Below are 17,790 nucleotides of genomic sequence, written 5' to 3' on the forward strand. Positions count from 1 at the left end.
ACGGGTGGGCAAAGGGTTGCGACGCCTTGCGGTCATCTCTTGGAGCACCCCGTATCGGTCATTGAATCGAACAGTGTTTCCGTCCAGCATATCGAGACTGAGCACAAACGCAAGCACCACCAAGGTGTGGCATGCTGGCATCCGTGGCGTGCAGCGCGATCCACACCCCATCTCAGGCAGCAGCTGCCGCTGCATGTTCCCTTCGCCTCATCGCCTCAAAGGATTCTCGTGGCCGGTCGTCTGTACATCCCCCCCTACCCCGCTGACCTGCCCCCCGACGAACTGTTCGGGTCGCTGGCGACTCCCGCGCTCGAACGCCAGTTGCGCAGCGAACTGCTGGTCAGCGCCAATCGCGCCCCGCGCATGCCCGCCTCGATGCTGCGCATGGAAGGCCCCCGCCTGCGCCTGGTGCCGGCACTCTGGGGCCTGACACCCAGCTGGCTGGAGATCATGGACCACGCCCCGCACGTGGCACGTGCAGAGTCGCTGGAAACGCGACGCATGTTCCGCGAGTCGTTCATCAGCCAGCGGGCACTGATCCCCGTCGGCGGTGTCTATGTGTGGAAGGAACAACCGCGCATGAAGCAGCCGTTTCTGGTCACGCACCCGACCCGTGCCCCGCTGTTGCTGGCCGCCCTGTGGACGCGCCACTTCAGCGCTCCCCTGATGGAGGGGCTGCCCCCCGAGGGTCGCGACAGCTTCGCGTTGATCAGTGTCGAGTGTGCCGGGGTCACGTCACGCCTGACCGATCGCATGCCCGCCGTGATCGCGCCGCATCAGGTACGCGACTGGCTGAATGCCGAGACGCCGCTGGAGACGGTACGCAATATGCTGACCCCGAATGCCAGCCTGGCCGCCTTCCCGGTCGCACGTCTCGTCAACGACCCCGAGCATCAGGAGTGGAGCGTCGCGCACCCCACCGGCCCGATGCTGACCTGAATCCGCCTGCGCCGACGGCACGTATCGAGGATGGCGGCACTGCATCGCTCTACCGCCTCGCGCGCATGTTCGCCCAATGAGAACCATCACCGAGTCAGCGCCACCAGCCCGAGCAGCGGTGGCGTGAATCAGGAGAGAAGATGTCACTGCCTTCAGGATTTCGCCCTCTTGCACTGGGCACGGCCATTGCCGCCATCGTCATGAGTGGTCTGGCGCCGGCCATCAGCCATGCCGATACCCGCCCGGCTTCCGCGCCCGCGTCGTCCCTCGCGCCGGCCGCCAACTCAGCCTCAAGCACGGCGCCCGCCAGGGCCGAGCAGGCCAGCCCCGTCATCAAGAGCGAGAACGACCAGCGACTCTATCGCAGCCTGACCCTCGACAACGGCCTCAGGGTCCTGCTGGTCAGTGATGCCAAGGCCGACAAGGCCGCCGCCGCCGTCGATGTCGAAGTCGGCAGCGCCCAGGACCCCGACGATGTCCCGGGGCTGGCGCACTTCCTGGAGCACATGCTGTTCCTCGGCACCGATCGCTATCCGAAGCCGGATGCCTACCAGGACTTCATCACCAAGCATGGCGGCCAGCACAACGCCTTCACCGCCAGCCAGGACACCAACTACTTCTTCGACATCGACCCGGATGCCTTCGATGAGGCACTGCCGCGCTTTGCGCGCTTCTTCGTCGCCCCGCAGTTCAATGCCGACTACGTGGACCGCGAGCGCCATGCGGTCAATTCCGAGTATCAGGCACGCCTGCAGGACGATGGCCGGCGCATCTACGAGGCTGTCGAAGCGGCCCTCAACCCGGAACACCCCTTCAACCGCTTCAGTGTCGGCAGCCTCGAGACTCTCAAGGACACCGAGGCCGGCAGCCTGCGCCAGCGCCTGGTCGACTTCTATCAGGCTCACTACGGCGCCAACGTGATGCGCCTGTCACTGGTCGGGCCGCAGTCGCTGGAAACGCTCGAGCAGCTGGCCCGTGACAACTTCAGTGATGTGCCCGACCGCGGGCTGTCGCGCCCCGAGATCACCACGCCCCTGGCCAGCGGTGACGAGCTGCCGGCACGCCTTGAGGTCAAGGCGCTCAAGCAGGAGCGCAAGCTGTCGTTCATGTTCCCCATCGACGACCCGATTGCCCACTACCGCTCACAGCCGGTCAGCTACCTGGCCAACCTGATCGGTCATGAGGGCGAAGGCAGTCTGCTGGCAGTGCTCAAGGACAAGGGCTGGGCAGATGGCCTCTCGGCCGGCGGTGGCCTCAGTGATGGCGAGCATGCCCTGCTCAGCGTCGACATCAGCCTGACCCCGGAGGGCGCGCAGCATCAGGCGGAGATCCGTGCCGCGCTGTTCGACTACCTGGCGCTGATCCGTGATGAGGGCATCAACGACTGGCGCTATAGCGAACAGGCGCAGCTGGGCGAGCAGAGCTTCCGCTTCCAGCAGCGCAGCTCGCCGGTCAATCTGGCCAGCAATCTGGCGATGATGATGACGCGCTATCCGATCGAGGACGTGCTTGCGGCGCCCTACCTGATGCAGGACTTCGATCCGGACCTGATCGAGGACACCCTCGCTCGCCTGACACCCGACAACCTGCTGGAGGTCTACTCCGGCCCGCAGGTGGAGGGAGATCAACAGGGCGAGTGGTTCAAGGCGCCCTACACCCTGACGCGTCTGACGGCGGATGCCGCTGCTCAGACCGCTGGCGGCGACACCCTGGCCAGCCAGCTGGCGCTGCCCAGTCCCAACCCCTATCTGGCCAAGGGCTTCCGCGTACTCGACCTGCCCGACGCCAAGCCGAGCCAGTTGATCGATGAGCCCGGTGCGGAGCTCTGGTATCAGGGCGATGCAAGCTTCGGCGTGCCGAAGGCCGAATGGCGCTTCGGTCTGCTCAATCCCGACGTCAGTCGCTCGGTGGATGACCAGGCCATGAGTCAGGTGCTGGCGGCGTGGCTGAATGACAGCCTCAACGCGCGTCTGTATCCGGCACGTCTGGCAGGGCAGGATGCGCTGGTCTATGCCCATGGGCGTGGCATCACCCTGCAGTTCAGTGGCTGGCGTGATGGTCAGCAGCCGGAAATGCGCGAAGTGCTCGACCAGCTGGTGAATGGCGAGATGGCCCCCGCCACCCTGGAGCGCATCACTCAACGCCTGCGTCGCAGCCTGCAGAATCGCGTTCAGGCACCGCTCTACACGCGCCTGGGCCGCAGCCTCAGTGAAACGCTGGTCGGCCTGCCGAGCACCGCCGAGCAACAACTGGCGGCCCTGGACAAGATCGACGCCCAATCACTGGACAGCTTCCGCAAGCGCTTCCTTGCCAAGCTGCACGTGCAGGCGATGGTGACCGGCAATCTGACCGCCGACCAGGCCCGCGAGACCGGCCAGCTGGTGATCAACGGGCTTGCGCCGCGCATCACGCGCGAGGCGGTGCCAGACCTGGAAGTGCGTCAGGTCACCCAGCACACGGTACTGCGCCCGGACAGCACACGCGGCGATTCCGGTGCCCTGCGCTACCTGCAGGGCAAGGACCGTACGCTGCAGTCCCAGGCCCGCATCGCGGTGCTGGGTCAGCTGCTCGAAGCGCCCTTCTACAGCCAGCTGCGCACCGAGGAGCAACTCGGCTATATCGTCTCCGCACGCTATTCGCCCATGCTCGATGCGCCGGGGCTGAGCCTGCTGGTGCAGTCGCCGTCCAAGGACAGCAAGACGCTGTTTTCGCGCATGGATGCCTTCCTCACCCGCTTCGACAACCGCGTACAGTCACTGGATGAGGCGGCGCTTGCCAGCTACCGCGACGCCGTCGTCGACAGCCTGACCCAGAAGCCCCGCAAGCTGTCCGAGCTGGCAGCGCGCAACTGGAGCGAGCTGAGCTTCGGCTGGACAGGCTTTGACCGCCGCCAGCAACTGGTCGCGGCCGTCGAGCAGGTCAGCGCGCAGGATATCCGCGCCATCTGGCAGCAGCTGAATGCCTCCAGCGCGCTGGAACTGGCCTTCGATCCCGGCACGCCCAGCGACTTCGACCAGCGCCTCACGGAACTGGACCTGCCGCCGCTGCCCGAGGCGCCGCGCGCCGAGACAGGCGCGACCCTGGCGGCACCCTCAGCCGAGGCCAGCGGCAATGCTCAGCATTGAGTCTCGACGGCCCGCCAGCGGCTTGACGGGCAAACAAGGCGCCGGCCCTCACCGGACGGGCGCCTGAAACGACAAGACCCCGACGCGGTGCAGTTCAATAACCGCGTCGGGGTCTTGTTCATTCATGCCTTGCCGGCAAGCACAGCGGACCGGCTAGCCCGTCATCAGCCGAAGGCCTGCGGCGGCATGATGCCTTCCACGTACATCGCCAGTTCTTCGAGAATCTGCACGCGGTCCGGGTCCTGTTCGCTCTGGGCCAGCCGCTGGATCTCGCTGACGAAGCCCTTCACGGTCAGGCTCGCGACCTGCTCATCGTTCATGCGCTCCCAGCGCCACTGCTCCCAGCGTTCGCGCTCGACGGAGTTGAGCGTGTAGCCGTAGCTGCGCGCGCGATAGCGGAACAGCATCTCCTCGAGCCGACCATCCTGGAAGGCGAACGGCGTATCATCCAGCGCCTCGGGATGGGTGGCGCGCACACGCTCCATCTCCTTGCGGTCCGCGGGCGAGAAGAAGCCACCGGAATAGAGCATCAGGTCCGGATCAGCCGGGCCGGCCGGCGGCGCCTCGGCGAATACCTGCGCCACCTTCACGCCGACACCGGCGTTGTCCTTCAGCCACTTCCAGTGCACGCGACACTGGGCCGGGTCGATCTTGAAGCGCGCGGCGATCTCGCCGTACTCGCCCTCATGCGGCCCGGACACATCCTTGAGCGCATTGGCCGGCAGCAGCACCGGACTCTTGTTGAGGTGGATGACCTTGAGCGGAATCCGCTCCTCGCCTTCCGCGAGGTCATCGGCACTGGCGAAGACACGGGCACGTATCTCTTCCGGTGACAGCTCCATCAACGGTGCCGGGTCTACCGAGAGGTCATAGACGATCACGCCATTGGCATTCGAAGGATGCTCCGCCAGCGGCACCACCAGCGCGCCACAGGCCCGCGAGGCCGGATAGCGACGCGAGATGTGCAGCATCGGCTTGCGTGCACCGATATCCAGCAGGCTGGCGACATGGCGCTTGTTGCGCAGCTTGAGCAGATAATCGAACAGGCGCGCATTGCGCGACTTGAGCAGACGTGCCAGCGCGATGGTGGCGCGCACGTCCACCAGCGCGTCATGCGCGCCGGCGTGCTCGATGCCATTGGCCGCCGTCAGGTGCTCCAGACGGAAGCTGGGCGCACCATCTTCTCGTTTGGGCCATTCGATACCTTCCGGGCGCAGGGCATGGAAGGCGCGCACGACATCGATCAGGTCCCAGCGTGAATTGCCGTTCTGCCACTCACGCCCGTAGGGGTCGAGGAAGTTGCGGTAGAACAGATGACGGCTGACTTCATCATCGAAGCGCAGGCTGTTGTAGCCCAGCGTGCAGGTCCCCGGCACGCTCATCTCGTCATTGATGCGCCCGGCGAACTCGGCCTCGGGAATGCCGCGACGCTCGGCCTGCTGCGGGGTGATGCCGGTGATCAGACACGCCATCGGCTGGGGCAGGAAGTCATCGGCCGGCTTGCAATAGAGGGTCAGCGGCTCGCCGATCTCATTGAAGTCAGCATCGGTACGGATGGCCGCGAACTGCGAAGGACGATCACGGCGCGGGTCGGCGCCGAAGGTCTCGTAGTCGTGCCACAGGAAGGTGGGCTCTGCCACAGGATGTCTCCACGCGGGCGGTCGAAAAATGAACGTGCCAGAGCACCGTCTCCAGCAAGGCTGGCACGGTGCTCTGGCAGGCAATGGGCATGGGCTGGCTCGGGACGTCGCAGGCGGTGCCCGCTCGGCAACGCCTCAGGTGGCAAGTACCCGACGCCCCGCGAACTCAGGCCTCGCCGGGGCGCGGCAGAGTGACGTTGAGTTCCAGCACCGAGCAGTCGTCTTCGCGGTCCAGCGAGATGTTGATGGCATCCTGGTCGACCTGCACATACTTGCGAATCACCTCGAGCAGCTCACGCTCCAGCATCGGCATGTAATCCGGCTGGTCACGCTGGCTACGCTGGTGCGCGACGATGATCTGCAGCCGCTCCTTGGCGACATTGGCGGTCTTCTTGCGCTCTCGCTTCAGAAAATCCAGTAATTTCACTTGCGCCCCCCTCCAAACATTCTGGCCAGCAGACCGCGCTTCTCGACTTCATGGAAACGCAGCTGCACTTCCTCGCCCAACAGGCGGGACACGCAATCCACGTACGCCTGGCCGGCATCGCTCTTCTGGTCATGCGTGACCGGCACACCCTGGTTGGACGCGCGCAGCACGGCGTCGGATTCCGGAATCAGGCCAATCAGCGGGATCGACAGGATTTCCTGGATATCGGTCAGGTTGAGCATGTCACCGCCGGTGACGCGCGCCGGATGGTAACGGGTGATCAGCAGGTGTTCACGCACCGGGGTGTCGCCATTCTCGGCGCGACGCGTCTTGGAAGACAGCAGGCCGATGATGCGGTCGGAGTCACGTACCGAGCTGACTTCCGGATTGGTCACCACCACGGCCTCGTCAGCGAAGTACATCGCCAGCTGGGCACCGCGCTCGATACCGGCCGGCGAGTCACAGATGACGTAATCGAACTCCTCGCGCAGCGCGTCGAGCACCTTCTCGACGCCTTCCAGCGTCAGCGCGTCCTTGTCACGGGTCTGGGAGGCCGGAAGGATGTGCAGGTTGTCGATGCGCTTGTCGCGGATCAGGGCCTGCTTGAGATTGGCTTCGCCCTGGATGACGTTGACCAGGTCATAGACCACACGGCGCTCGCAGCCCATGATCAGGTCCAGGTTACGCAGGCCCACATCGAAATCGATCACTACGGTCTTGTTGCCGCGCAAAGCCAGTCCGGTGGCAATGGCGGCGGCGCTGGTCGTCTTGCCGACTCCGCCCTTGCCTGACGTCACTACGATAATCTTGGCCAAAGGTATCTTCCTTGCTGAGAGTCCCTCGCCGAGCGAGGATCACCTGTAAATATTGGATATCGTTCAGAACACAGTGCTGGGGTCAGCCGAGTCGTGCGATACAGAGTTGGTCGTGTTCAAGCACGACTTCGACATTGGCACCCAGCAGGCGATTGTCGATGTCATCGAGCCGCTTGTAGGTTCCGGCCACCGAGAGCAGCTCGGCGTGCAGTTCCTTGCAATAGATGCTGGCGTTGCGATCGCCATGGATCCCCGCCAGCGCGCGGCCACGCAGAGCGCCATAGATGTGCACACTGCCGGCGGCCAGGATCTCGGCGCCGGCATTCACCGCGCCGATGATGACCAGATCGCCCTCCGGTGCGCTGACCTGCTGGCCAGAGCGCACCGTGCCGCGATACACCTTGCTGGCGTGGGCTGGCTCCGCTTTCTCGGCCGCGCTGTCCGCGACCGTCTCGGCAGGTTCGGCGACCGGTTCAGCGGCCACCGGCGGCACGGACTCGAGGGAACGCCCGCGATTCTCCTGCGGCGGGAACCACCCCAGCCCCAACGCCCAGGCGGACTGACGCACCGGGTCTCCACCGCCACGCACCGCGACCGGCAGCAGCTTGTGGCCACGGCAGACGGCACAGATGCGCTCCAGCGCCAGATGCGGCTCGTCGAGCTTCTCGACGCTCAGCACCACCGGCGTATGTTGAAAGAAGGCCGGCGACTGGCTGAGCTTGCTGGCCAGCTGAGCACGGATCTGCTCCGGATCACCGCTGACCAGCTCCATGACCGTCATCGGCAGCATGCCGCCCTTGAAGGTGAAGGCCTGAGGGGCCCTGTCCGTACTGAGACTCATGACCTGACTCCGGTTGCGTAAGGAGTGTCGAAGCCCTCCGACACTCTTGATGATGCACGTGCTGTTCACGGCATCCTCAAGGCGACCCTCGAATGGAAAGGCCACCTGAATAACATAGCTCGCCGTCGCACACGGCACAGCGACTGCTTGATAGGCGCCGAGCATGAATGACAGACACTGAATGGCATAGCGGTAACGTACAAAACTATGTGAGCGAACACAGTGCTGCAACTGATGATACGGCCAGCAGCAGGCACTGTCAGGTGTCGCGAGCCTACGACGTGGCTCCCTTGCCGACCTGTCACCCGCCGCCGGTCGCCCTGCACGCCGCCGCGCGCGTGCAATAAGGCACATCGATCGACATGCGATACCACACAACGGGGGGCTGTGACTGGTAAGATAGCGGGGTGACGAAATTCATGCGCCGTCACTCCGCCCACTCCGTCGTGCCCACCCGATTGCACCTGCCGAGTGTGCGGCCAATTGTTGCGCCCCTCTATTTTTTGCCTGGATAACCGCTCTCTCATGACCGGACTGCTCTCCCGCCTCACTGGCCGCCTGTTCACTCCTCGCTGGCAACACGCCAACCCTGCCATTCGCTCCGCTGCCACTGACCAGCTTGATCCGGAGATTCCAGACCAGCGCAAGATCCTGGAGACCCTGATTCTCGAAGATGACGCCCTGGAAGTGCGCCATGCCGCCCTGACGCGCATGCAATCTCCCGAGCGTCTGCTGCCGCTGCTCGACCGCGCCGATGGCCTGGTACGCGAGCGCCTGATCGAACTGTTGAGCGGCGGCCAGGATGCGCCCTCACTGTTGAGCCGTGAACAGCTGGTCGAGCGCCTGGACGATAGCGAACTGCTGTCCGCCGTGGCGTCCCGCGGCGACAACCAGCAACTGCGTCTGACCGCACTGAGCCGTCTGGAAGATGAAGAGGCGCTGATCCATCAGGCCTGCCACAACACCATCGCCGCCGTGCGCCATGCCGCTGCCGCCCGCATCACCAGCCAGGCCGGCCTCGAGCGTCTGGTGCGCGATGCCAAGCGGGACCGTCACGTGCAGCGTCAGGCGCGCGACACCCTCGCCCAGCGCCGCGCCGATGCCCAGCAGGCCGACGCGCTGGCCGCCAGCCGCGACAACCTGCTGCGCCAGATGGAGAAGCTGCCGCGTCAGGCGTGGGAAGACAGCGTGCCCTCGCGTTACCGCTCGCTGCTGCGCGAGTGGGAGCGTCTGCCGGCCGCGGACTACGAGATTCAACAGCGCTTCGAAGAGGCGCGCCAGCAGGCGCACAAGGTCATCAGCGACCATGAGGCCCGCGAGGAAGCCATTCGCGCCCATGAGCGCCTGAGCGCCAACCTCAACACGCACCTGGAAGAGATTCTCAGCGCCGTGGATCAGGCGCGGGAAGACCTCTACAGCCGCGACTGCGTCAATGACCACGACTTCGCCAGCCTGCAGGCCCAGCGCCGTCTGCAGGGAGAACGCTGGCGCGAGTTGACCGACCAGTTCTCGGCCCCGGCCGAACTGCTCGAACGTCAGCAGCGCCTGCAACAGCAGCTGCAGGACGCCCTCGATGCCTGGCATCGCCATCAGCTGTGCCAGGGCGAGCTGGATGCCGCGCTGGTCGACAATGACATCGACCAGCTGCGTCGTCTGGAAAGCGAAGTGGCCTGGCCTGCGGGTCTGCCGCAGACCGCCAGCCTGAGCGCGGTGCGTCAGGCGATCAGCGCGGCGCAGCCGGAAGAGCCGACAGAGGCAGCGCAAGAGCAGGACGCGCTCGATGGCAGCCCTGCACAAGACGCCGAGTCAGCCGACGCCTCCCGCGCGGCCGACGGCAAGGCGAGCCTGGATCTGGACGCACTGGATGCCGAACTGGCACGCCTGGAAGCGGATCTCGATGCCGGCAAGCTCAAGCCGGCCAGCCGCCTGCATCGCTCACTGCGCGATCGCACCGAAGGCCAGCTCGACAATGCCCGCCAGACCCGCCTGCGCCAGCTGGGCGCGCGGGTCGCGGAACTCCGTGACTGGCAGAACTTCGTCGCGGCGCCCAAGCGCGAGCAGCTGCTCGAGGCCATCACCACCCTGAGCGAGCGTGATGACATCAGCGATGAGCAGCGCGACCGCCAGCACCAGCAGCTGATTCAGCAATGGCGCGAGCTGGGTGATGCGGCCGCCAGCCGCGATGCCAGCCAGGCCTTCCGCACCGCCTCTGACGCCATCAAGCTGCGCCTGCGGGATTACCGCGAATCGCGCAAGCAGCTGCGTGAACACAATCTGGCCATGCGCGAAGCGCTCTGCGAGCAGCTCGAATCGCTCAACGGCCACGCCATGGACGATGCCGACCCCGACTCCCTGCGCCAAATCCGCGATCGCGCCCGTGAGGAATGGCGTCGCCACACGCCGGTGCCCGCAGGCCCCGGTCGCCAGCTGTCGCATCGATTCGGTGAGGCACTGACGGCACTGCAGGGGCTGATCGACAGCCGCGCGGGCCAGATCGCCGCCGCCAAGCAGGCACTGGTCGACGCCGTCGAGGCACTGGCCAATGAGGACTCGCCGGCACGTGCCCGCGCCGAACAGGCCAAGGCACTGCAGAGCCGCTGGCGCGAGATGGGCCGCGCGCCCAAGGGCGAAGAGCAACGCCTGTGGGCCGCCTTCCGCGCGGCGTGCGACCGCATCTTCGCCGCGCGTGACCAGGACCGCGAAGACCGCGACAGCCGCGAGCAGGCACGTCTGGATCAGTGGCAGGCGCTGATCGAACGCCTCGACAGCTGGGAGCCGGAGACACTGGAAGACGCCGCCCTGCTCGATGACGCCCTGAAGGAAGCCGACACCCTCGGCCCGCTGCCGCGCGGCAAGCGGGGCGACGGCATGCGTCGTCGCTGGACCGGCATTCTCAAGCGTCGCGAGCAGCGTCTGGATGAACTGCACGCCCTGCAACTGCGTGAGGAATGGCAGCAGTGGCGTGATCTGCTCGAACAGCACGCCGTGGCGGATGCCAGCGCGCGCAACGGCGACGTGCAGGATGTCGAGCTGCCGAACACCTCGGCCTTCGATGACAACAGCCGTCAGGCCAATGCGGCGCGCAACCAGATGCGCCAGGCCCTGCCGAGCAACTGCAGCGCCGCCAACGAGCGCCTGGCCGAGCTGCGTGTCCACCTGGCCATTCTGTTCGAGGCCCCGCTGGGCAGCGAAGATGAATCACGCCGCCTGACCGTGCAGGTCGCGCGCATCAACCAGCAGCTGGGTGAGCGCATGGAACGTGAAGAAGAGCTGGATGAGGTGCTGGATGCGCTGCTCGCCAACGGTCCGCTGGACTGGGACGCCTGGCAGACCGAACTGCCGCGCTTCGATGCGCTGTTCAATCACTGAAGTCAGTGCTCTTGAGCTGGTGACGACGCGCTCGCAAGACTGAAGTCATGGCAACGAAAAGCCCCCGCCTCGATAGAGACGGGGGCTTTTTCATTCTCTCGCCAGGCGGGGCCGGGTGCCAACCCTGCACTGGCTCGCGCTAGCGCTAGCGCAGAGCATCAGCCCATGAACTGGCCGCCATTGATATCCAGGTTGGCACCGGTGATGAAGCCGGATTTCTCGTCGGCCAGGAAGGCGACCGCACGTGCAATCTCGTCCGGCTGACCATAACGCTTGACCGGGATGGTCTCGCGGATCGATTCACGGATCTCTTCGGGGATCTTCATGATCATGTCGGTGGCGATGTAGCCCGGCGACAGGGTGTTGACGGTAATGCCCTTGGTCGCGGTTTCCTGCGCCAGCGCCATGGTCAGACCATGCATGCCCGCCTTGGCGGCCGAGTAGTTGACCTGGCCGAACTGGCCCTTGCGGCCATTGATGGAGGAGATGTTCACGATGCGGCCGTACTTGTGCTCCAGCATGTCATTGATGACGGCACGGCAGGTGTTGAAGACGCTGTCGAGGTTGCAGTTGATGACTTCGCGCCACTGCTCATAGCTCATCTTGCGCATGGAGGTATCACGCGTGATGCCGGCGCAGTTGACCAGAACCGCGATCGGGCCGAAGCGCTCGCGGATTTCGTTGACGCCTGCCTGACAGGCTTCGAAGTTGTCCAGCTCGATGCCGGACAGTGCGATGTTCTCGAACCCGGCAGCGCGCTGTTCCGACAGCCACCCCTCTGCCTTTTCCTTGTTCCTGTAACCCGCAATTACCTGATACCCCTGGTTCGCCAGCTCGCGGCAGATAGCGGAACCAATGCCACCGGTACCACCGGTAACCCATGCGACGGGTGCTGTTTGTGTCATCTTATTGTGTCTCCCTAATCCTGGAACGTCCTGTGTCCTTGGCTTGGGCACAGCTTGGCGAATCTACGGACACCCCCGCCCTGAGAAAACGAGAATGCCTGCAACGACAACAATGACCCGCGTCTCTAACAGCCTGATGACAATCGTGCACTCTGTGACGCCTGCCATCCGCCTGTGCGAGGCGCGTCCTCCTCAGTATGGACAGGATGCAGCGGGAATGTATGTAGCAGATCTCTCACACAAGATGCCGATAATCGCTCAAGAGGCGCAGACGGGCTGGTGACGACTCACCGGACACGAGAAGTTTGCGTCAATTACGGGATAACGGTTGACGCAGCACTGTATATCCTTATACTACGCCCCACGTTGATGCGGGGTGGAGCAGTCTGGTAGCTCGTCGGGCTCATAACCCGAAGGTCATCGGTTCAAATCCGGTCCCCGCTACCACTGACAAGTCGTTGCCTATCAAGGTAATTGCCTGTCAGACACCAACGTGATGTTGCGGGATGGAGCAGTCTGGTAGCTCGTCGGGCTCATAACCCGAAGGTCATCGGTTCAAATCCGGTTCCCGCTACCAACCTCTGATGCGTCAGAGTTGGAGCAAAGGCAGTACCCAGTGTTGCGGGGTGGAGCAGTCTGGTAGCTCGTCGGGCTCATAACCCGAAGGTCATCGGTTCAAATCCGGTCCCCGCTACCAAGAATTCGAAAGGCCTGATGCCATGCATCAGGCCTTTTTCGTATGCGTGAAATTCCTGTGCGATGATGGCGTGGAAGCCGGTTCACGGGCCTGGCTACCCCTATCCACACCGGGCCTATCCACACCGGGCCTCTCCACACCTGGCCCCTTCACACTCATCACGTAAGTCCCAAGGGAGTGCCTGCATGCGCCACTGGCTGGTCAAGACCGAACCCGATGCCTTCTCGCTGGATGACCTGCGCCGCGAATCACCGGCGCTCTGGGATGGCGTGCGCAACTATCAGGCGCGCAACTTCCTGCGTGAGATGCAGCTCGGTGATGTCGTGCTCATCCAGCACTCCAGCTGCAAGGTGCCTGCGGTGGTCGGACTGGCCGTCGTCAGCGAACTCGCCCTGCCCGACCCGACGGCCAGTGACCCCGAGCACAAGGGCTTCGACCCACGTCAGGTGGCGGATATCGATGCCGACAAGCCTCCGCGCTGGGTCGCCCCGCGTCTGAGCTATCTTCGCCCGCTGCGCACCACCCTGCCCATCGCGCGCCTGAAGGCCCGGCCCGAGCTGGCGGATAGCCACCTGGTGCGCCGCGCACGCCTGTCCGTGATGCCGCTCAGCGAGAGCGAAGCCGCCTGCATCGCCAGCCTGGCCGGCGACACCCTGCTGCCGTGAACCGACGCGCCCGGGACGCTCGCGCGAGGAAGTGTCCGGCAGCGCCTTGAACTCCACTGCGACGGGCCGCATCATCAGGCCAACCGGCTCGCGCGCGAGCCTTGAATCGCAGACAGAATTTCGGGGCATGCACCATGATCATCGATCCCAATACCGGCCAGCCACTGACCGGCAATGACACCACCGCCGCCCAGCCACAAGGGGTGGTCGGCGGCGGTGCCGCCAGTGCACCGCGCCAGGCAGAAGACGCCAACACCTACATCATCGATGTGGACATGAGCAATCTTCAGCAGGTGCTGGAAGCCTCACAGCAAGTGCCGGTACTGCTGGATTGCTGGTCGCCGCAGAGCGAGCACTGCCTCGTCCTGACGCCGATCCTCGAGAAGCTGGCACGTGAATATGCAGGCGGCTTCATCCTGGCCAAGCTGAACGCCGAGGAACAGCAGGACATCGCCGCTCAGCTGGGCGTGCGCTCGGTGCCGGACGTCAAGCTGGTCATCCAGGGCGGTCTGGCAGGCAACTTCACCGGCGCACGTCCGGAAGCCGAGATTCGCCAGTTCCTCGAGCAGCACAAGGTCCAGCCGGCGGCAGGAGCAGGTCCCAGCCTCGCGGAGCAGGCGGCCACTGCACTGGAAAGCGGCGACCTCGTCACCGCCAAGGCGCTGTATCAGCAGCTGGCGCAGGAATCCCCCGAGACACCGGAATACCGCATCCACCTCGCCTCGGTGCTGGTCGCCGAAGGCAATGGTGAAGAGGCCCGTCAGCTGCTGGACTCCCTCAAGCCGGAAGACCGTGACGGCGCGCAGGCGCGTGGCGTACGTGCGCGCATCGACTTCATCGCCGAGGCTCCCTCTCCCGAAGAGGTGCAGGCGATGATCGAGCGGGACGACAGCGAAGCCCGCTACCAGCGCGCCATGCGTGACCTGGCGGATGGCCATTACGAGCTGGCGCTGGATGCCCTGATCAGCCTGGTGAAGACCGATCGCCAGTACGGCGATGATCTGGCACGCAAGACGCTGCTGCGTGTCTTCGACGCCCTCGGCGCGACCCATGAGCTGACCGTGCGCTTCCGTCGCCAACTGTTCGCTCTGATGTACTGATCGTGCTGATGTACTGATCGTGCTGGTGCGCTGATCGTGCTGGTGCGCTGACCGTATCAATGAGTTGATCACGCCACGCAGACGACAAGGCCCCGCCTCCGGTAAAGGAAGCGGGGCCTTGTCATTGAGGGCCAGCCGTCGCGCCGATTCAAGGGCTAACGACGGCTCCAGCCCTTGAGAAGCGAGGGGCGAGCACGCGATTCGCGCACGCTGGGCGGAAAGTCCACCTCTAGTTCCTGGCCCGCAGACTTCACGGCGTCTGGCGCAGACGGGGTGGCAGATGACGCCGCGGGCGCACGGCAGCGGGAAGATGGCGGCGACGAACGCGCCAGGCGCAGGCTCCCGCCCTGACAACACCATTCCCGACAGGCCGTCACGCCTGCATCCCTGCTTGCTGGCCGCCCTTGTCGCGGCGTCTCTGCCACCTCATGTCTCATCGTCGCATCTCCTGATGACAAGCCCCTCCCGATGAGCGGCCTGACTTCAGAGTTGACGATAATGATTCTCAATTCAAGTTTGCAATGAGCGATAGCTGCCAACGAAACGCCGCAGGCTGACCCAGATCAACTCCGGCCCTGTCGACTCCCCTTCTCGGCCGCTTCGCTCGCCCCCGCGATCCCTTCGCCAACCTCAGCCTTTCTGCAGGCGCTCATCCATCTGCTGCAGCGCCTTCTCCAGCTGCACGCGCGTGGTGCCGTAGTTCAAGCGCACGAAGCCCGGCCAGCCGAAGTCTGCGCCATCCGACAGCGCGACATCGCATTCCTCGAGCAAGGTCTGCTGCGGAGATTCCCCGAGCCCTGCCTTGCGCATATCCAGCCAGGCCAGATAGGTGGCCTGCGGGCGCGACATGCTGACGCCGTCCCAACGTGCCACGTGGCTTTCCAGCAGATCGAGATTGTCACGCAGCACGTTCAGCAACTCCTGACGCCACGGTTCACCCTCGCGCCACGCCGCTTCGGTCGCGGCCATGCCCAGCACATTGGTATCGGGCATCAAGCCATTGGCGGCGCCGGTGAAGCGTGCACGCAGCTTGGGATCGGTGATCACCGCGCAGGCGAACGTAAGCCCAGCGGTGTTGAAGGTCTTGGAGGGCGCCCACAGGGTCACGCAGCGCGCCGCCAGTCGCTCGTTCAGGCTGGCCAGCGGGATATGGCGGGCCGTCGGGTCCACCACCAGATCAGCATGCAGCTCATCGGAGACCACCAGCAGATCGTGACGCTCGACCAGCTCCGCCAGCGCCTCGAGCTCTTCCTCGCGCCAGACGCGGCCGGTAGGATTGTGCGGGTGGCACCATAGCAGCAGCTCGGTCTCGGGCGTGATGGCCGCTTCCAGCGCCTCCAGATCCAGACGCCAAGGGCCGCCTTGCGTCTCGGGCTCTGCCAGCGGTGCCATCTGCGCCAGTCGCCCGGTCTTCTGGGCCACCTTGAGGAAGGGCGGGTAGATCGGGGTCGTCGTGACCACGCCCGCGCCGGGAGAGGTCAATGCCAGACTGGCCAGGTGCAAGGCCGGCACCACGCCCGGCAGCCAGACGATGGCGTCACGCGGCACCTCCCAGCCATAATGCTCGCGACTCCAGTCACACAGGCTGTCATCGAGGCCCTCCGACGGCTTGGCATAGCCGTAGACCGGGTGCGCCACTCGCTCGGCCAGCGCTCGCGTCACGGCGGGCGGGGCGCTGAAGTCCATGTCGGCGATCCAGAGAGGCATGACGTCCGAGGCGTAGCGATCCCACTTCTGGGAAGGATACTGGCGTCGATCGAGCGGGGTGATGAAATCGAATGGCAAGATGGAGTCTCCCTGTGGCGGGCAAATTTGGCAGGCAACGCGAGCAGTGCTCTCGACTCACGCCGCCCTCGGGCGGCGAGAAGAATACCTGTGGACCAACTACAGCATAAGGCTTTGTGCATGTCTGAAGACACCTTTTACCCACAGGCCCAGCGCGGGCTGCCCGGTCTGTTGCATGCCTGGCTGACCCATGGCCGCGGCGACAGCGAGCGCCTCGCCGTGCTGCTGGCCGATACCGCGCGCGTCGCAAGTCTTGGCCAGCCCGCCAGCAATCCCGATGGCGAGACGCTGGAGCAGTGGGCCGCAGAGGGCGGTGCGCCGCTGTGGGCACCCAAGGCAGCGCTGTTCCTGTTGATGCAGATGCCGGCACGCCCGGTACCGCAGGGCCCGGATGACGCTTGCGCCTGGGCCTATTGCTGGTTGCGCATGCGCGAACACGACAGTCCTACGGCCGCCCTGATGGCGCTGCCGGAACACCTGCGTCAGCCGCTGGCCTGGCCCATCGAAGCCGCCTGGCAAGACCTGACGCACCAGCGGCTGATCTAGCCGCGCTCGATTGTCGAGCGCCCGCAGCGCTGTTGGTGAGCAGCGCTGCGTTTCTCTCTACTCTCCTCTGCTCTCCTTCCTCACCGCCCTCTGCTCTGATTTCCCTCCCCTGCTGACCCTCTCTTGCCTGCTCTATTCTCTTGTCCGCTCCCGCTCCCGCCCCCCTGCTACTGACAGCGATTCTGATGGTGACCCTGCTGGCGCCCTAAAGGACAGCTCGTCCTGCTCTCGGCATTGCTGACAGCCATGGGTAGCAGATTTCTCAGCGAATATCGTCATCACCGGCTAATGGCGTAGCGGAAACCTGAGACTCGTCAACGCGTAACTGACGCCATTTCGTTTAATCATCGTTTTGTGAAGCGATACACCCGAAGGGATTTCTTGTGTGAGCGAGGAGTAAAGTTCTTTCAACCGCAACGAAACGGTAATTCAACAAGAATCCGCTGGCGCGACACGACGACCAGCAAGCTTCAGGAGAAGCTCCATGACCACCTCCCTGATTGTCGGACTGGATGGAACCCCGGGCGGCGACAGTGCCATTGCCTATGCCAAGCGCGTCGCCTCTCTGGTGGGCGCGGAAACCAGGATCATTCTCTGCTACGTGGTCGAATGGTCGCCCTACAGCTTCAACACGCCGGAAGAGAACGCCCAGCGTGCCAGTCGCCGTGAGAACGAGATCAAGCTGGCCCGCGAGCGTGTGCTGGCGCCTGCCATCAGCGAGCTGGAAAAGGAGGGCTATCAGGTCGAGGGGCGTGTCCGCCACGGCGATGCCGCCGAGATCCTCAGCCTGCTGGCGCGTGAAGTGAATGCCGAGCAGATCATCGTCGGCCGCAAGGGGGAAAGCGTGCGCTCACGCATCTTCGGCAGCGTCACCGCCCATCTAATTCAAGAGGCCTCGGTGCCCGTCACCATCGTTCCCTGAGACAGGCGCCTCCC

Annotated in this window: 13 protein-coding genes and 3 tRNA genes; 10 read left to right on the forward strand and 6 right to left on the reverse strand. The window is 64.7% G+C overall.

Annotated elements, in window-relative coordinates:
* The first annotated feature begins 228 nt into the window (after positions 1–228).
* On the forward strand, positions 229–939 hold the full coding sequence (locus tag QD356_RS17420) for an SOS response-associated peptidase family protein (RefSeq protein WP_279878444.1): 711 nt from the start codon (positions 229–231) through the stop codon (positions 937–939).
* Between the two features lie 140 nt (positions 940–1,079).
* A complete protein-coding gene (locus QD356_RS17425) occupies positions 1,080–4,064 on the forward strand; it encodes an insulinase family protein (RefSeq protein WP_192839484.1) in 2,985 nt (994 codons plus the stop codon).
* Positions 4,065–4,228: 164 nt separating this feature from the next.
* On the opposite strand, the gene sbcB is transcribed toward QD356_RS17425, so the two are convergent.
* From sbcB to minC, 4 genes are all read right to left on the reverse strand, one after another.
* Entirely contained in the window at positions 4,229–5,704 is a 1,476-nt protein-coding gene (sbcB, locus tag QD356_RS17430; protein WP_192839483.1) for an exodeoxyribonuclease I, read from the reverse strand.
* A gap of 166 nt (positions 5,705–5,870) precedes the next feature.
* On the reverse strand, positions 5,871–6,131 hold the full coding sequence (gene minE, locus QD356_RS17435; protein ID WP_043336475.1) for a cell division topological specificity factor MinE: 261 nt from the start codon (positions 6,129–6,131) through the stop codon (positions 5,871–5,873).
* Positions 6,128–6,946, reverse strand: coding sequence for a septum site-determining protein MinD (minD, locus tag QD356_RS17440; RefSeq protein ID WP_054557277.1), 819 nt, complete (start codon positions 6,944–6,946; stop codon positions 6,128–6,130). Before minD ends, minE begins: the two co-directional genes overlap by 4 nt.
* Positions 6,947–7,028: 82 nt before the next feature.
* Positions 7,029–7,787: a septum site-determining protein MinC gene (gene minC / locus QD356_RS17445; protein WP_107335876.1), complete on the reverse strand. Its 759-nt coding sequence runs from the start codon at positions 7,785–7,787 to the stop codon at positions 7,029–7,031.
* A 525-nt stretch (positions 7,788–8,312) separates the two neighbouring features.
* Between minC and QD356_RS17450 the strand changes: the two genes are divergently transcribed.
* Positions 8,313–11,156, forward strand: coding sequence for a DUF349 domain-containing protein (locus QD356_RS17450; RefSeq protein ID WP_192839482.1), 2,844 nt, complete (start codon positions 8,313–8,315; stop codon positions 11,154–11,156).
* Positions 11,157–11,314: 158 nt separating this feature from the next.
* Here QD356_RS17450 and phbB read toward each other — a convergent pair whose 3' ends face one another.
* Positions 11,315–12,061, reverse strand: a complete 747-nt coding sequence (gene phbB / locus QD356_RS17455; protein ID WP_043336510.1) for an acetoacetyl-CoA reductase — start codon at positions 12,059–12,061, stop codon at positions 11,315–11,317.
* A gap of 370 nt (positions 12,062–12,431) precedes the next feature.
* Here phbB and QD356_RS17460 point away from each other — a divergent pair.
* The 5 genes from QD356_RS17460 to QD356_RS17480 all read left to right on the forward strand — a co-directional run bounded on the left by QD356_RS17460 (position 12,432) and on the right by QD356_RS17480 (position 14,523).
* A tRNA-Met gene (locus tag QD356_RS17460) sits at positions 12,432–12,508 on the forward strand.
* A 53-nt stretch (positions 12,509–12,561) separates the two neighbouring features.
* Positions 12,562–12,638 (forward strand) — tRNA-Met (locus tag QD356_RS17465).
* 43 nt (positions 12,639–12,681) lie between these two features.
* Positions 12,682–12,758, forward strand: a tRNA-Met gene (locus QD356_RS17470).
* A gap of 185 nt (positions 12,759–12,943) precedes the next feature.
* A complete protein-coding gene (locus QD356_RS17475) occupies positions 12,944–13,423 on the forward strand; it encodes an EVE domain-containing protein (RefSeq protein ID WP_192839481.1) in 480 nt (159 codons plus the stop codon).
* A 134-nt stretch (positions 13,424–13,557) separates the two neighbouring features.
* Entirely contained in the window at positions 13,558–14,523 is a 966-nt protein-coding gene (locus QD356_RS17480; RefSeq protein ID WP_043336518.1) for a tetratricopeptide repeat protein, read from the forward strand.
* Between the two features lie 630 nt (positions 14,524–15,153).
* On the opposite strand, the gene QD356_RS17485 is transcribed toward QD356_RS17480, so the two are convergent.
* Complete coding sequence (locus QD356_RS17485) at positions 15,154–16,308, reverse strand: PatB family C-S lyase (RefSeq protein WP_192839480.1); 1,155 nt, start codon at positions 16,306–16,308, stop codon at positions 15,154–15,156.
* A gap of 120 nt (positions 16,309–16,428) precedes the next feature.
* Between QD356_RS17485 and QD356_RS17490 the strand changes: the two genes are divergently transcribed.
* Both QD356_RS17490 and QD356_RS17495 read left to right on the forward strand, forming a co-directional pair.
* Positions 16,429–16,854 carry a hypothetical protein gene (locus tag QD356_RS17490; protein ID WP_192839479.1) on the forward strand — a complete coding sequence of 142 codons (426 nt, stop codon included), beginning with the start codon at positions 16,429–16,431 and terminating at the stop codon, positions 16,852–16,854.
* Between the two features lie 484 nt (positions 16,855–17,338).
* On the forward strand, positions 17,339–17,776 hold the full coding sequence (locus QD356_RS17495; protein ID WP_043336528.1) for a universal stress protein: 438 nt from the start codon (positions 17,339–17,341) through the stop codon (positions 17,774–17,776).
* Positions 17,777–17,790 lie beyond the last annotated feature (14 nt).

Origin of the sequence: Cobetia sp. 2AS, from assembly GCF_029846355.1 — a bacterium.
Lineage (GTDB): Bacteria > Pseudomonadota > Gammaproteobacteria > Pseudomonadales > Halomonadaceae > Cobetia > Cobetia amphilecti.

Bases quoted from the DNA above. Each gene is read 5' to 3' on its own strand.
- QD356_RS17425 (WP_192839484.1), top strand. From the start codon at position 1,080: ATGTCACTGCCTTCAGGATTTCGCCCTCTTGCACTGGGCACGGCCATT.
- minC (WP_107335876.1), bottom strand. From the start codon at position 7,787: ATGAGTCTCAGTACGGACAGGGCCCCTCAGGCCTTCACCTTCAAGGGC.
- QD356_RS17450 (WP_192839482.1), top strand. From the start codon at position 8,313: ATGACCGGACTGCTCTCCCGCCTCACTGGCCGCCTGTTCACTCCTCGC.
- phbB (WP_043336510.1), bottom strand. From the start codon at position 12,061: ATGACACAAACAGCACCCGTCGCATGGGTTACCGGTGGTACCGGTGGC.
- QD356_RS17475 (WP_192839481.1), top strand. From the start codon at position 12,944: ATGCGCCACTGGCTGGTCAAGACCGAACCCGATGCCTTCTCGCTGGAT.
- QD356_RS17480 (WP_043336518.1), top strand. From the start codon at position 13,558: ATGATCATCGATCCCAATACCGGCCAGCCACTGACCGGCAATGACACC.
- QD356_RS17490 (WP_192839479.1), top strand. From the start codon at position 16,429: ATGTCTGAAGACACCTTTTACCCACAGGCCCAGCGCGGGCTGCCCGGT.
- QD356_RS17495 (WP_043336528.1), top strand. From the start codon at position 17,339: ATGACCACCTCCCTGATTGTCGGACTGGATGGAACCCCGGGCGGCGAC.